Source organism: Geodermatophilus normandii (genome assembly GCF_003182485.1).
Taxonomy (GTDB): Bacteria; Actinomycetota; Actinomycetes; order Mycobacteriales; family Geodermatophilaceae; genus Geodermatophilus; species Geodermatophilus normandii.
Map to the genome: position 1 here is coordinate 2147257 of NZ_QGTX01000001.1, position 13775 is coordinate 2161031.

The 13775-nt window shown below is 75.7% G+C and carries 15 protein-coding genes; 8 read left to right on the plus strand and 7 right to left on the minus strand.

What is annotated here, in order from left to right:
* Positions 1–1266: 1266 nt before the first annotated feature.
* The gene (locus tag JD79_RS10595; protein WP_110005483.1) at positions 1267–1776 is read left to right on the plus strand and encodes a MaoC family dehydratase; all 510 of its coding nucleotides are present in this window, start codon (positions 1267–1269) and stop codon (positions 1774–1776) included.
* A 23-nt stretch (positions 1777–1799) separates the two neighbouring features.
* On the opposite strand, the gene JD79_RS10600 is transcribed toward JD79_RS10595, so the two are convergent.
* Positions 1800–2228: an NUDIX domain-containing protein gene (locus tag JD79_RS10600; protein WP_245899999.1), complete on the minus strand. Its 429-nt coding sequence runs from the start codon at positions 2226–2228 to the stop codon at positions 1800–1802.
* A gap of 81 nt (positions 2229–2309) precedes the next feature.
* Here JD79_RS10600 and JD79_RS10605 point away from each other — a divergent pair, with 81 nt between their 5' ends.
* From JD79_RS10605 to JD79_RS10625, 5 genes are all read left to right on the plus strand, one after another.
* Positions 2310–2933, plus strand: coding sequence for a DUF6758 family protein (locus JD79_RS10605; protein WP_110005485.1), 624 nt, complete (start codon positions 2310–2312; stop codon positions 2931–2933).
* 129 nt (positions 2934–3062) lie between these two features.
* The gene (locus tag JD79_RS22600) at positions 3063–3221 is read left to right on the plus strand and encodes a hypothetical protein (RefSeq protein ID WP_170149174.1); all 159 of its coding nucleotides are present in this window, start codon (positions 3063–3065) and stop codon (positions 3219–3221) included.
* A gap of 6 nt (positions 3222–3227) precedes the next feature.
* Positions 3228–3854: a PH domain-containing protein gene (locus tag JD79_RS10615; protein WP_110005487.1), complete on the plus strand. Its 627-nt coding sequence runs from the start codon at positions 3228–3230 to the stop codon at positions 3852–3854.
* 35 nt (positions 3855–3889) lie between these two features.
* Positions 3890–4747, plus strand: a complete 858-nt coding sequence (locus tag JD79_RS10620; RefSeq protein ID WP_110005488.1) for a PHP domain-containing protein — start codon at positions 3890–3892, stop codon at positions 4745–4747.
* A 27-nt stretch (positions 4748–4774) separates the two neighbouring features.
* Positions 4775–5644, plus strand: coding sequence for a RecB family exonuclease (locus tag JD79_RS10625; protein WP_245900000.1), 870 nt, complete (start codon positions 4775–4777; stop codon positions 5642–5644).
* Here the strand turns inward: JD79_RS10625 and JD79_RS10630 are convergent.
* The 4 genes from JD79_RS10630 to JD79_RS10645 are packed head-to-tail and all read right to left on the minus strand — an operon-like array spanning position 5641 to position 10324.
* A complete protein-coding gene (locus tag JD79_RS10630) occupies positions 5641–6510 on the minus strand; it encodes an oxygenase MpaB family protein (protein ID WP_110005489.1) in 870 nt (289 codons plus the stop codon). The genes JD79_RS10625 and JD79_RS10630 overlap by 4 nt on opposite strands.
* Positions 6507–7436: an alpha/beta fold hydrolase gene (locus JD79_RS10635; protein ID WP_110005490.1), complete on the minus strand. Its 930-nt coding sequence runs from the start codon at positions 7434–7436 to the stop codon at positions 6507–6509. The genes JD79_RS10630 and JD79_RS10635 overlap by 4 nt, the downstream gene beginning before the upstream one ends.
* Before the next feature lie 50 nt (positions 7437–7486).
* On the minus strand, positions 7487–8656 hold the full coding sequence (locus JD79_RS10640) for an outer membrane protein assembly factor BamB family protein (RefSeq protein WP_110005491.1): 1170 nt from the start codon (positions 8654–8656) through the stop codon (positions 7487–7489).
* 54 nt (positions 8657–8710) lie between these two features.
* Positions 8711–10324 carry a DEAD/DEAH box helicase gene (locus JD79_RS10645; RefSeq protein ID WP_211308159.1) on the minus strand — a complete coding sequence of 538 codons (1614 nt, stop codon included), beginning with the start codon at positions 10322–10324 and terminating at the stop codon, positions 8711–8713.
* Between the two features lie 438 nt (positions 10325–10762).
* Here JD79_RS10645 and JD79_RS10650 point away from each other — a divergent pair, with 438 nt between their 5' ends.
* Positions 10763–11413, plus strand: coding sequence for a ferritin-like fold-containing protein (locus JD79_RS10650; RefSeq protein WP_110005493.1), 651 nt, complete (start codon positions 10763–10765; stop codon positions 11411–11413).
* Positions 11414–11472: 59 nt separating this feature from the next.
* Here the strand turns inward: JD79_RS10650 and JD79_RS10655 are convergent, their stop codons facing one another.
* Together JD79_RS10655 and JD79_RS10660 are read right to left on the minus strand one after the other, a co-directional pair.
* Positions 11473–11709, minus strand: coding sequence for a DUF3107 domain-containing protein (locus tag JD79_RS10655; RefSeq protein ID WP_110005494.1), 237 nt, complete (start codon positions 11707–11709; stop codon positions 11473–11475).
* Between the two features lie 82 nt (positions 11710–11791).
* On the minus strand, positions 11792–12442 hold the full coding sequence (locus JD79_RS10660; protein ID WP_110005495.1) for a TetR/AcrR family transcriptional regulator: 651 nt from the start codon (positions 12440–12442) through the stop codon (positions 11792–11794).
* A gap of 68 nt (positions 12443–12510) precedes the next feature.
* On the opposite strand from JD79_RS10660, the gene JD79_RS10665 reads away from it, so the two are divergent.
* Positions 12511–13593: an alpha/beta fold hydrolase gene (locus JD79_RS10665; RefSeq protein ID WP_245900001.1), complete on the plus strand. Its 1083-nt coding sequence runs from the start codon at positions 12511–12513 to the stop codon at positions 13591–13593.
* Positions 13594–13775: the final 182 nt, after the last annotated feature.

The window sequence follows — 13775 nt, forward strand, 5'->3', positions numbered from 1 at the left end:
CCCTCCGCGACTCTCGGCTGCTTCTGCTCATCGGCGCTCGGTTGGTCGCCCTTGCGGCCACAGCACTGCTGGTCGGTCACTGACCAGGGGCTGGTACCACCTCGTTGGCGCTACGTGTCGTGGGTTCCGCTGCTGCGTCACAGCGGGTAACGGCTGTGGACGGCGTTCAGGACCGCCAGATGTCGTTGGTGGTCTACAACGGCTGGCGCCTCGTTCCGCACCTCGAAGAGGCAGTCGTCTTGGGGTGCGTAGAGGATGACTCTGCTGCTCGACGCCAACTCCCGGGCTCCCTCGGGCCCATCCGCAAGGGCAGTTGCCCGAGCGTACGTGTCATTGAGCGCTACATCTGCCATGTCGCCACAGAAGACATTGACGCTCATGCGCTGCCAATTGCACCCACGGAACTCTGGGTCGTTGGCCTCTCCCACGCTGGCGAGAACACTGACTCCGGCGCCCTCCAACTCGCCGCGGAGGAGGTCCGACAGATAGTCGCACGGAGAACCGCCAGGCCACGGGTGCTCCGCGGAGGACTCCACCGCGGTGGTCTCAGGGCTGGTGGAAGAGGGTTCGAGCGCAGTCGTCGGTTGTGCCTGAGGTTCTGGAGACGTGGACGGCGAGCAGGCCGTCGATGTGGCGACCAACCCCAGCAGCAGGAGCTTTCGCGCGCTGCGCGATCGTCTCGCCATCTGATCGGCGCGCACAGTCAACGAAGCCCCCATGGTCTCCTGCAGATCGTTCAGGTGAAGCTCTGCGGTCCCCTGACTATGCCGTCCGCAGGACGGGGCGGCCGATCGCCTCGCTGGAGCGGCGTGGCGGAACTCGGCGCGGAGGGCGAGGCGACGCTCGCCCACCACAGCGGACGCCGAGCATCGGCCGATGACGCGCTGGAGGCGCTCCGGCAGCTCGAGTTGGCTGCAGGCCCGTCCCCTTGGCGCTGACGGCCCGCTGTTCACCACCAGTGCCGAAACGGTGTGCGGCCGCCAGCACTACGGGGCGGCGGTCACGCGAGCCCGCTGCCGGGCCGGGACCACCAGGCATGACCTGCCGCACCACTGTGCGAGTGTGCTGTTGGCGGCCGGTCAGTCGGTGGTGGCGGTCGCCGAACGTCTCGGCCATGAGAACGCCACGCTGGTCCTGAAGACACACGGACACCTCGTGCCGGACTCGGAAGGCCGCACCCGGCGGCCGGTGGACGGGGCGTGGTGCGCCATCACCGTGCCATCGCAGCAGGCAGCAGCGCGCTGGCCTGCAGGAACGGGAGTCAACGTGCAGTTCGGTCGGTACTACGAGGAGTTCGAGGTCGGGGCGGTCTACAAGCACTGGCCCGGCAAGACCGTCACCGAGTACGACGACCACCTGTTCTGCCTCATCACGATGAACCACCACCCGCTGCACCTGGACACGCACTACGCGGCGGAGACCACGGACTTCGGCAGGAACGTCGTCGTCGGCAACTACGTCTACTCGCTGCTGCTCGGCATGAGCGTCCCGGACGTGTCGGGCAAGGCCATCGCCAACCTGGAGATCGAGTCGCTGCGGCACGTGGCGCCGACCTTCCACGGCGACACCGTCTACGGCGAGACCACCGTCCTGGACAAGACGGAGTCGAGGTCGAAGGACGACCGCGGCGTCGTGTACGTCGAGACGATCGGCTACAAGCAGGACGGCACGGTCGTCTGCGTCTTCCGGCGCAAGGTCATGGTGCCCAAGCGCTCGTACGGGGAGGCCCGCGGCGGCGAGCAGCCCGGCCGCCCGGAGCCGAGGCCGCGCTCCTGAGGAGGGGGCGCGCTGCCCGGTCGTCAGGCCGGCAGCGCGCCCCAGCCGCGCAGCGTGGCCACCAGCCCGGGCGTGCACGACAGCCGGTCGAGGTCGGCGGCGTCGGCGAAGGTGACCGCGTCGGCGTCGTCGCCGGCCACGGGCACCGCGGACGGCTCGGCCAGCGTGCAGGCGAAGTCCGCGACGTCGTAGACGACGCCGTCGCCGGGGATGGCGATGCGCCCGACCTCCGCACCGACCCGGACCTCCAGCCCGGTCTCCTCCCGCACCTCCCGCGCGACCGCCGCGGGCAGCGTCTCGCCCGGCTCCACCCGCCCACCCGGCACCGACCACAGCCCGCGCCCGGGGGCGTTGCGACGGCGGACGAGCAGCAGCCGCCCCCGCGCGTCGAGGACCACCGCGCCCACGCAGGCCTGCACCGGCAACGGTCCGCCGGGGGAGTCGGGCGCCACGGCCGCAGGGTACGGTGGCGCGACCCGGCACCGTCCGACTGCGCTTGACGTCGGCCCCGCGTGACAGGACGGTGTCATCCGATGAGCGCCTCCCCGGTCTGTCCCCGCTGCGGCGAGCCACTGGTGGTGCGCCCGGGGGACTCGGCGGTGGCCTGGTGCCACGTGCACGGCGTCGTCACCCCGCTGCACCACACCGCGCTCATCGCGCACGACGCGATCGCCGCCGTCACCGTCGACGCCCGGGTGCCCGCGTGGGTGCCCGACCCCGTGCCGTCGGGCTGGTCGGTCACCGGCCTGGCCTGGGGCGGTGAGCCGGGGGCGCGGGCGATCGTCGTGGGCTGCGCCGGCCCGGCGCCGCTGGGCGGGTCGGCCGAACTGGTGCTCGTGGCCGAGGAGCCGGGCATGGGCGTGGGCTGCGGCTACGCGGGACTGCCCGGGCTCGACCCCGGCGACGTCATCACCGGTCCCTCCTCCGCGGCGGTCGAGGCGGCGGGCCAGCGCGCACCCCTGTGGGCGGTGCCCACCTCCGACGACCGGGCGGCCTTCGTCGGCGAGGCGTACGGCGTGTGGCTGTGGCTGGTCATGTGGCCGATGTCGGCGGGCTGGCTGCTGGCCGAGGAGCTGCGCCTGCTCGACCTGCGCGACCGCCTCTACCCCGACCTCCCGCTCGGCCCGCCCAGCGAGCACCTCCTGCCGGGGGAGTGACCGGTCCGGTTCCGCCCGGCGTGTCCGGCGGACCGGCCCTGGGGCCTGTGTTACCCATGGGACCGGCCTCCGGGCCGACCCGCGCGGGCGTCGTGCCCGCCGGTCCGAGTGCAGCTCCCGGAGGTGGCCGTGAACGTGAAGAAGGTCCTCGTCTGGCTGGCCGTCGCCTTCGTCGTCTTCTACGTCATCCAGAAGCCCGAGGCGTCCGCCGACATGGTGAAGAGCGCCGGTGAGGCACTCGGGAGCGCCGCGTCCTCGATCGCGGCCTTCGTCGGCTCGCTCGTCTAGGCCGGCGTGAGCGGCCCGGCCGGCGGCCGCCCGCCGCGGTGGGCCAAGGACGCCGCCAAGTACCTGCTCCCCGGCGAGCAGGCCGTGGTGGCCACCCGCCGGCACTGGGCGGTGCTGCTGTGGCCGGGGGCGAGGGCCCTGCTCGTCCTCGCCGCCGGCCTGTGGGTGCTCACCCTCGACCCCGACAACCGGTTCGGCGCCGGCCTCGGGCTGCTGGTCGTCGTCGGCGCCCTCGGCTGGTTCGCGCTGCGGGCCGGCGAGTGGTGGATGCGGCACTTCATCGTCACCCGCCGCCGGGTGCTGCTGACCTCCGGCATCGTCGCGCGCACGGTCACCCTGCTGCCGCTGCGCCGGATCACCGACCTGACCTGGAAGGAGACCGTGCCGGGGCAGGTCCTCGGCTACGGCACGTTCCGCTTCGAGTCGGCCGGGTCCCAGCAGGCGCTGTCCCAGATCACCTTCCTGCCGCGCGCGGACCTGCTCTACCGCGAGGTGAGCGAGCTCCTGTTCGGCAGCGACTGGGGCGGAGCGGCGGCCGGCGACGACGAGGGCAACCCGGAGAACGGGCACGCCGCCCCCACCGGGCAGCGGCGCGACACCCAGCCGATCCCGCGGCTGCCCGGCACGACCTGAGCACGCGCCCCGGGCCTGGGGGAGGCTGGCGGTCGATGCGCATCGACCTGCACACCCACTCGTCGGTCTCCGACGGCACCGACGACCCGGCCACCGTCGTGGCCACCGCCCGCGCCGCCGGCCTCGACGTCGTCGCCCTCACCGACCACGACACCACCGACGGGTGGGCGGCCGCCGCCGCGGCCCGGCCGGAGGGGCTGACCGTCGTCCCGGGCATGGAGCTGTCGACCCGCTGGTTCCCCGCCGAGGGGCGGCCGGTCAGCGTGCACCTGCTGGCCTACCTGTTCGACCCCGACTCCCCGGAGCTGGCCGAGGAGCGCCGGCGGCTGCGGGAGGAGCGGCTGACCCGCGGGCAGCGGATCGTCGCCGCGCTCGCCGCGGCCGGCTACCCGGTCGAGTGGCAGCGGATCCTCGACGCCTCCGGCGGCGCGGTGGTGGGCCGCCCGCACGTGGCGCGCGCACTGGTCGAGGCCGGCGTCGTCGAGTCGGTGGACCAGGCCTTCACCACCCTGCTGCACCAGGGCAGCCCCTTCCACGTGACCAAGGCCGACACCGACGTGCTCGAGGGGATCCGCATGGTGCGGGCCGCCGGCGGCGTGCCGGTCTTCGCGCACGGCCTGGCCACCCGGCGCGGCCGGGTGGTCGACGACGACGCGATCGCGGCGATGGCCGGTGCCGGGCTGGTCGGCCTGGAGGTCGACCACCCCGACCACAGCGCGGCCGAGCGCGCGCACCTGCGCGGCCTGGCGGCCGACCTCGGCCTGCTGGTGACCGGGTCCAGCGACTACCACGGCGCCAACAAGGCGACGCCGATCGGCGCGTGCACCACCGACCCGGCGCAGTACGAGGCGCTGGTGGCCGCGTCCACGGGCTGCGTGCCACTGGCCGGCTGAGGCCGTGCCGCCGGTTAGCGTGGTCGCGTGAGGCAGTCCGACGGCGCGCAGCTCGAGATGCCCGGCATGCCGCGCCGGCTCTTCCCCGCGACGCCGAGCAAGCTGGCCACCTTCGCCGACTGCCCGCGCCGCTACCGGTACGCCTACGTCGACCGGCCGACGCCGCCCAAGGGCCCGCCGTGGGCGCACAACTCGGTCGGCTCGGCGGTGCACGCCGCGCTGCGCTCCTGGTGGGACCTGCCGCGCGCCCGCCGCACCGCCGTCGCGGCCCGGCAGCTGCTCTACGGCGTCTGGAGCGCCCACGGGTTCCGCGACGAGGAGCAGGCCGCCCGGTGGCGCGCCACGGCGGCCGGCTGGATCACCGGCTACGTCGAGTCGCTGGACCCCGCGGAGGAGCCGGTCGGGCTGGAGCGGCAGGTCTCGTGCACCACCGAGCGGCTCGCGCTGACCGGCCGGGTGGACCGCATCGACCAGCGCGGCGACGAGCTGGTCGTCGTCGACTACAAGACCGGCCGGGTGCCCAGCACCGACGACGAGGCGCGCGGGTCGGCGGCACTGGCGGCCTACGTGCTCGGCGTGCGGCGCACGCTGCGCCGGCCGTGCAGCCGCGTCGAGCTGCACCACCTGCCCAGCGGGACGGTGGCCTCCTTCGAGCACACCGAGCGGTCGCTGGCCAACCACGTGCGCCGCGCCGAGGACGTCGCCGCCGACATCGCCGTCGCCACGCAGGCGGTCGAGGACGGCGTGCACCCCGACGAGGCGTTCCCCACCGTGACCGGCCGGCAGTGCGGCTGGTGCGACTTCCGGCCCAGCTGCCCCGCCGGCCAGGCGGCGACCCCGCCGCGCGAGACGTGGAGCTTCCTGCCGGCCGACCAGGAGCAGCCGGAGGCCGGTTAGGCGCTCACCGCCACCGCGGACGCCGTCCGCTCGAACCCGGCGCGCCGGACCGGCGAGTGCCGGGCCCGCTCGGGGAGCGCCAGCATCCCGGCGCGGAAGGCCCGCAGTGCCGCCGTCGCCGCCGCGTCGGTGAGCGTCAGGCCGGGCAGCGAGGCGAGCCTGCGCGCCCACGGGGGCAGCGTCGCCACCCCCAGGGAGGCGAGCGAGCCCCACGCCGGACGGGCCGGGGTCAGGAACTGCACCCAGCGCGGCATCGGCGGGACGACGAGGAAGCGCCAGGCGTCGCGGGCGGCCGGGGTCAGGGCCAGCTGCGGCCGGACCCGCTCGAAGTAGTCCGCCAGCTCGGCCACCGACGCCGGGACGTCGGCGCGGTCGACGCCGATCAGCTCGGCGGCGGTCACCTGCTCGGCCACGTACCGGTCGGCCTCGGCGTCGGTGACCACGCCGACCCGGCGGGCGACGTCGAGCAGCGAGTCGACCTCGCAGTTGTGCACCCACAGCAGCAGGTCGGCGTCGTCGACGCGGTAGCTGCGCCCGGTGGTCTCCTCGGTGCCGCCCAGGCGCCGGTGCAGCCCGCGGACCCGCCGGACGGCGCGCACCGCCTCCCGCCGGGTACCGAAGGTCAGCACGTCCACGTACTCGGCGGTGCGCACCAGCCGTTGCCACGGCGACTCGCGGAACGTCGAGTTGCGGGCGACGCCGTCCATGGCGACCGGGTGCAGTGTCTGCAGCAGCAGCGCGCGCAGCCCGCCGACGCTGTAGACCGGGTCGGCGTGCACCTTCCAGGTGACGCTGTCGGGTCCGAAGAAGCCGAGCAGGTCCTCCTCGGCCGACCAGTCGCGGGCCGAGGGCCGGGCACCGGTCACCGGGCGTCGTCCGACGGCTCCGACGTCTGCACCGACGACCAGAACGTCGTCAGCACCTCGAGCGTGCGGGGTGGGTTCTCGACGGCGGGGGAGTGGATCGCCCCGGCGATGACCTCGTGGCGGGCGCCCAGTCGCCGGGCCATCTCCGCCTGCGCGGCCGGCATCCACGCGTCGTCGGCGGCACCGTGGGCGACCAGCACCGGGATCCCGGTGGCGGCCAGCTCGGCGACCCGGTCGGGCTCGGAGGTCATGGCGTCGGCCATGCCGCGCAGCCCGGCCGCGGTGTTGGCGAGGAACCGGCGGGCGTAGAAGGCGCGGGTGGCCTCGGGCACCACCTGGGCGCGCTCGTCGGTCATGGCCAGTTGCTCGAGCGTGGCGTGCACCAGCTCGACGCCGCCCTGCTCGAGCAGCGGGCCGAGGTGCTCGAGCAGGGCGGCGCGCGCCCCCTCGAGCCTCGCGGGACCCGATCCGAGCAGGGTGAGCGACCGGAAGGCGCCGGGGTCGGCCAGGACGGCGGCCCGGGTGACCAGCCCGCCGAAGCTGTGCCCGAGCAGGTGCGGGGTGCCGGTCTCCCCGCGCAGCAGGTGCGCGACGTCGACGACGTCGGCGGCGAGCTCGGCGACCGAGTAGGCGGCCGGGTCGTCGGGGCCGGGGGACTCGTACTGCCCGCGCTGGTCGATCGCGACGACCCGGTACCCCGCGGCGGCCAGCGGCGCGAGCAGCGGGGCGAAGTCCTCCTTGCTGCCCGTGTACCCGGCGACCATCAGCACCGTGCCGCTGGGCCCGTCGCCGCCGGTGTCCAGCGCGGCCAGGGGCCCGGCCCGGCCCGGCAGGGTCCGCGGCGAGGCGTCGTGGTCGGCCAGCTGGCGCAGGTCGTCGGGGGCGATGGCGAGGTCGGGGCTGTCGGAGGTACCGGGCAGGACCATGGTCCCCAGTGAACCCCGCCGTCCGGGACCGCGCCGCCGCGGCCCGGGGGTCAGGACCAGCCGGCCACCCGGTCGGGGAGCGCGTAGACCAGGACCGCCCCGACGACCGCGGCCCGCCCGCCGGGCGCCGGCGCCTCCTCGACCGCCACCCGGGCGGTCTCCGCCCCGGTGGACGGGTCGCGCAGGACCAGGCCGTCGGACTCGGGGACCCACACGCCGACCGACGCTCCCTCGCCCTTGCCCACGGCCGAGGGGGTGGGCAGGCCGAGGGCGGGCACCTGCCACAGCTGAGCTCCGGTGGTGCGGTCGAGTGCCGAGAGGGTGCCGCGCGCCCAGACCAGCGCGACGTCCCCGACGCCGGCCTGCAGGACGGGGTCGCCCTCCGCGCCGCCGTCGGTGGCGGCCGGGAGCGCGAGCTCCTGCAGCTGCGCGCCGTCGTCGGGACGGGAGACCAGCAGGGCGTCGCCGGCGACGACGCCGACGAGCCGGTCGACGCCGGCCAGCCGCACGCCGGTGCCCTCGGAGACGGCCAGGTCGCGGGTCCAGCGGGCCTGGCCGGAGAAGGAGTCGAACAGCCGCAGCGCGACGGCGTCCGTGCCGTCGCAGCGCTGCAGCACCGCGACCCCGGCGCTGCCGACGGCGGTGTCGAGGAGCGTGCACCCCGGTTCGGCGGCCGCCCGCCAGCGGACGTTGTCGCCCACCGGGTCGAGGACGACGATCCCGGTGTCGCTGCTGGCGAGGACCACCTGGTCGGTGCCGGTGATCGTGGCGTCCCCGCGCAGGCTGAGGTTGCGGGTCCAGGCGCGCACGCCGGTGGCGGCGGTGAGCGCCAGCGCCTCGTCGCAGCGGTCCCCGGCACGGAAGACGGCGACCACCAGGCCGTTGCTGGCGCTCAGGCCGCACAGCGCGGCGTCGGCACGCCGGTAGTGCCACGCCTCCTCGCCGGTGGCCGGGTCCAGCGCCGTCACGCCGTCGGCGGCGGGCACGACCACCCGGCCGCCCTCGACGACGCCGGGCGGCAGCGGGACCTCGACGTCGACCGACCAGGCCGGCGCCAGGACCCCGTCAGGAGCGCCCGCGGGGGCCTCCGGCGCGGCCGCGGTGGTGCTGTCGGTGGCCGCGACGCTCGACCCCCGCCACAGCAGGGTGGCGACGACGGCCAGCGCGAGCGTGGCCGCCGTCCAGGCCCACACCCGCAGCGGCGGGGGACGCAGTGTCATGGGGGATGCAGTGTGGTGGGGGGTGCGGCGTCACCAGGAGCCGGCCACCCGGGACTAGGCGGCGGACTCGGAGCCGCCGTCGCCGGAGCCGTCGGAGTCCTCGCGGCCGGAGCCGGCCGGGTCGGACCCGACGGCGGCGCCGGAGCGGCCCCGGCCACCGCGGCGGCGGCGGCGCCGGCGCGGCGCGCCCTCGCCGGGCCCGGCGGTGTCCCCGGCGGTGTCCCCGGCGGGAGCCTCGGGAGCCTCGGTGCCGGCCTCGGCGGGGACGTCGTGCGCAGCGGCGACGGCCTCGGCCGCGGCTCCGCTGCCGCGGGTGCGGCGACGGGGCCGGGAGGACCGGGCCGGGCGCTCGGCGTCGGTGCGGGACTCGGTGGCGGAGTCACCGCGGGCGGACCCGCGGCCGGCGCCCTTCGTCTTCTTGCCGGTCTCGCCGAGGTCCTCGAGCACCTCGGCGTCGAGACCCTCGCGGGTGCGCTGCGCGCGCGGCAGCCGGCCCGTGGCGCCCTCGGGCACGTCGAGGTCGGTGTAGACCCACGGCGAGGTGGAGTAGGTCTCCGGCGGGTCGGCGAACGGCAGGTCGAGCGCCTTGTTGATCAGCTGCCAGCGCGGGATGTCGTCCCAGTCGACCAGCGTGACGGCGACGCCCTCGCGGCCGGCGCGGCCGGTGCGGCCGATCCGGTGCACGTAGGTCTTCTCGTCCTCGGGGCACTGGTAGTTCACGACGTGGCTGACGCCGGTGACGTCGATGCCGCGCGCGGCGACGTCGGTGGCCACCAGGACGTCGACCTTGCCGCTGCGGAAGGCGCGCAGCGCCTGCTCGCGGGCGCCCTGGCCGAGGTCGCCGTGCACGGCGGCGGCGGCGAAGCCGCGGTCGACCAGCTCGTCGGCGACCTTCTGCGCGGTGCGCTTGGTGCGGCAGAACACCATCGCCAGGCCGCGGCCGCGGGCCTGCAGCACGCGGGAGAGCAGCTCGGGCTTGTCCAGGTTGTGCGCCCGGTAGACGAACTGGGTGGTCTGCGGGACGGTCGAGCCCTCGTCGTTGCCGTGCGCCCGGATGTGGGTCGGCTGGGTCATGAACGACCGCGACAGCGTGACGATCGGGCCGGGCATGGTGGCCGAGAACAGCATCGTCTGGCGCTGCGTCGGGACCATCGCGAGGATCCGCTCGATGTCGGGCAGGAAGCCGAGGTCGAGCATCTCGTCGGCCTCGTCGAGGACCAGGACGCGGACCTTGCCCAGGATCAGGTGGCCCTGCTGGGCCAGGTCGAGCAGCCGGCCGGGGGTGCCGACGACGATCTCGACGCCGGCCTGCAGCGCGGCGACCTGCGGCTCGAAGGCTCGGCCGCCGTAGATGGCCTGCACACGGGTGCCGCGCTTGGCGCCGGCCGTGCCGAGATCGCGGGCGACCTGCACGCACAGCTCGCGGGTGGGGACGACGACCAGCGCCTGCGGGACGCCGTCGCCTCCCTCACCCGGCGGGACGACGCGCTGCAGCATCGGGACGCCGAAGCCGAGGGTCTTGCCGGTGCCGGTGCGCGCCTGGCCGATGAGGTCGTGGCCGGCCAGCGCGAGCGGGAGCGTGAGCTCCTGGATGGCGAAGGTGCGGGTGATGCCCGCCTCGGCCAGGGCCGCGACGACGTCGGGGTGGACGTCGAAGTCGCTGAACAGCGGCGCGGTCTCCTCGACCGGCGCGCCGCCGAGCTGCTCGACGGTCTGCTCGACCTGCTCCGGCGCGGGCGCGCCGGTCTCGGCGTGCTCGAGCTCGGGGGTGGTGGGGACGTCCTGGGTGGGGGTGTTCTCGGTGGAGGTCAGTGCTCTCGCCTCTGGTCGGCTGGGGGAGCGGCCAGGGGCGACGGCGTCGTCGCCCGGGCGCTCCGCGGTCGGGTGTCGCGGGATGCGTTTCCAGCGCCGACACGGCCAGCGGACCGGGAGGATCCGGGAGACGCACCCGGTGCCGGTGGGGCTCCTCGGGGCGTCGTCCGACGTTCGTCAGCGCACAGATACCAGCGAACCTGGCGGCCCGCCTGTTCCCATGCTAGCGCGGACAGCGGTTAGCCTCGGTCGCCGCGCGGGCCGCCCGCCCCGACCCCTACCCGGAGGTGGCACGTGACCACGGTCGACACCCGAGCCGTCGTCGACCTGCTCGGCGTGCTGGCCTACGCGGAGCTGACGGCGTTCGACCGGCTCGCCGAGGACGCGCGGATGGCACCCACCCTGGCCGGCCGCGCCGCGCTGGCGCGCATGGCCGCGGCCGAGATGGGCCACCACGACCGGCTGGCGCAGCGGCTGACCGAGCTCGGCGCCGACCCGACCGAGGCGATGAGCCCGTTCGTCGCCGCGCTCGACGCCTTCCACGAGGGCACCCGCCCGCGCACCTGGCTCGAGGGCCTGGTCAAGGCCTACGTCGGCGACGGGCTGGCCGCCGACTTCTACCGGGAGATCGCCGGCTTCCTCGCCGAGCCGGACCGCTCGCTCATCCTCGAGACGCTCGCCGACACCGGGCACGCCGACTTCGCCGTCCGCGAGGTGCGGGCCGCGATCGCCGCGCAGCGGACGCTGGCCGGCCGGCTGGCGCTGTGGGGCCGGCGGCTGGTGGGGGAGGCGATCTCCCAGTCGCAGGCGGTCATCGCCGAGCGCGACGGCCTGGCCCGGCTGATCCTGGGCGGCACCGGCGACCTGACCGGCGTCGTCCGGCTCCAGGACCGCATCACCGCCGCGCACACCGAGCGCATGAAGACCCTCGGCCTCAACCCCTAGCGACGACGACGGGGCGCCCCCGCGCGTGCGGGGACGCCCCGTCGGGGACGTGCCGGGCGTCAGTTGCCCGCGACGAAGCCCACCCGGCGCTGGTCTGCCTGGGCGATCTCGACGTAGGCGATCCGGTCGACCGGGACGAGGACGCGGCGGCCCCGGTCGTCCTCCAGGGTCAACAGCCCGTCCTTCGTGCCACCGGACATGGCGGAGGCCACGGCGGCGGCGATCTCGTCGGGGGTGTTCGGGCTGTCGACGACCAGCTCCCGGGGGGAGTGCTGGACACCGATCTTGACTTCCACTCGGGATGCCTCCTCGGGTTGCACGGCTGCCGACCACGCTAGTCCAGCCGGGGGCACCGGGCCCCGGCGCGCAGCTGCGCCGTCAGCGAACGGAGGGGTCGGCCGGCTCGCCCTCGACCCGAGGGAAGCGCGAGATGCCCCGCCAGGCCAGCGCCGACATCAGCGACACGGCCTCGTCGCGGGACACGGTGCCCTTCTGCGCGAGCCACCACCGGGCGCTGGTCTCGGCCAGGCCGGTCAGCCCGGAGGCGAGCAGGTGCGCCTGCTCCGGGGAGCTGCCGGTGTCGCCCGCGATCACCTCGGCGATCGCCTCGACGCACGCCCGGTTGCCGCGGTCGACCAGCGTGCGGACGTCGTCGTCGTTGCGGAGGTCGGACTCGAAGACGAGGCGGAACGCGCCGCCGTCGGCGTCGACGAAGTCGAAGTAGGCACCCACCGCGCCGTGGACCCGCTGCCGGTTGTCCTCGGTGCCGGCCATCGCCTCGCGGACCCGGTCGGTCAGCTCGGTGACCTGCTGCTCGAGCAGCGCCAGGTAGAGCTCCCGCTTGCCCGGGAAGTGCTGGTAGAGCACGGGCTTGCTGACGCCGGCGCGGTCGGCGATGTCGTCCATGGCAGCGGCGTGGAAGCCGTGGGCGACGAAGACCTCCTGCGCGGCCTGCAGCAGCTGCAGCCGGCGGGCACCACGCGGCAGCCGCGAGGTGCGGCGGACGGGGACCGGGCGCGAGGACTGCATGGCGCCGGGGATGTTACCGGCGGGTCACCCGCCGCACGCGTCCCGGCGGGCTGGCATACCGTCGCCGGGTGCCCGAGGCCCGTCGCGCGCGCACCCGCCGTCTCCCGAAGCCCCCGTCGATCGCCCCGTCGTCCACCGCCCGGACGTCGTCGGCCGCCCTGCCGAGCGCCGACCCGCCGTCGGGCGCCTGGCCCGGCGAGGAGGTGCCCGTCGAGGGCGGCTCCGTCCACGTGCGCACCACGCCCTGGGCGGGGACGCCGGGCGGCCCGCACGAGCGCGCCCTCTACGTCCATGGGCTCGGCGGCGCGTCCACCAACTGGACCGACCTGGCCGCCCTGCTCGCCGTCCGCTGCGCCGGCTGGGCGGTCGACCTGCCGGGCTTCGGCCGCTCCCGGCCGCTGCCCGGGGGGTCCTACTCGATCCGCGGGCACGTGCGGGCGGTCGTCACCGTCCTCGAGCACGTGCGCGACCAGCCCGGGGAGGGCCGGGGGCGTCCGGTGCACCTGCTCGGCAACAGCCTCGGCGGGCTGGTCAGCCTGCTGGTCGCGGCGCGACGGCCGGACCTCGTCGCGTCGCTGACGCTGATCTCGCCCGCCATGCCGGTCTACCGGGTGCCGCAGGCCTTCGGACGTGCCCTGCTGCTGCTCCTGCTGCCCGGCGTCCCCGCGCTCGCCGAGCGCCGGCTGGCCGGCGTGACGCCGGAGCAGTCGGTGCGCGGGATGCTGCAGATGTGCTTCGGCGAGCCCGCCCGGGTGCCGCCGGAGCGGATCGAGGCCGCCGTCGCGGAGACCCGCGAGCGGGCGGCGCAGGAGTGGGCCAACCAGGCGCTGACCCGCAGCATGCGCGGGCTGATCACCTCCTACCTGCGGGTCGGCCGGGCCAACGCCTGGCGGATGGCCCGGTCGCTGCGGATGCCGACCCTCGTGGTGTGGGGCGACCGCGACCGGCTCGTCGACCCCCGGCTGGCCCCGCGGCTGGCCGCCGCCGTGCCCGGCGCGCGGCTGCTGGTCCTCGAGACCGTCGGGCACGTGGCCATGCTCGAGGCGCCGGAGGAGACCGCCCGCGCGGTGCTCGGACTGCTCGAGGACCTCGACGACGACGTGACCGACGGCAGGGCGGGCCTCGACGGGGACGCGGCGCGCGCCGGCTGACGCGCCGACGAGGGGTTCCGCGTGTCGGATGGGGCGCGTGAGAACCTGACCTGGACGTGCGGTGACGCTGCCCACGACACTGCGTGACCGCAGGGACGACGGAACCGGCAGGGGAACCGGCGGCCGCACGGCTGCGGGACCCGACGCGGCGAGGAGGCGGCACCGTGGCAGGTCCCCCGACC

Coding starts and splice junctions, on each gene's coding strand:
- JD79_RS10605 (WP_110005485.1), top strand. CDS start 2,310: ATGAGCGCCTCCCCGGTCTGTCCCCGCTGCGGCGAGCCACTGGTGGTG.
- JD79_RS10620 (WP_110005488.1), top strand. CDS start 3,890: ATGCGCATCGACCTGCACACCCACTCGTCGGTCTCCGACGGCACCGAC.
- JD79_RS10635 (WP_110005490.1), bottom strand. CDS start 7,436: ATGGTCCTGCCCGGTACCTCCGACAGCCCCGACCTCGCCATCGCCCCC.
- JD79_RS10640 (WP_110005491.1), bottom strand. CDS start 8,656: ATGACACTGCGTCCCCCGCCGCTGCGGGTGTGGGCCTGGACGGCGGCC.
- JD79_RS10660 (WP_110005495.1), bottom strand. CDS start 12,442: ATGCAGTCCTCGCGCCCGGTCCCCGTCCGCCGCACCTCGCGGCTGCCG.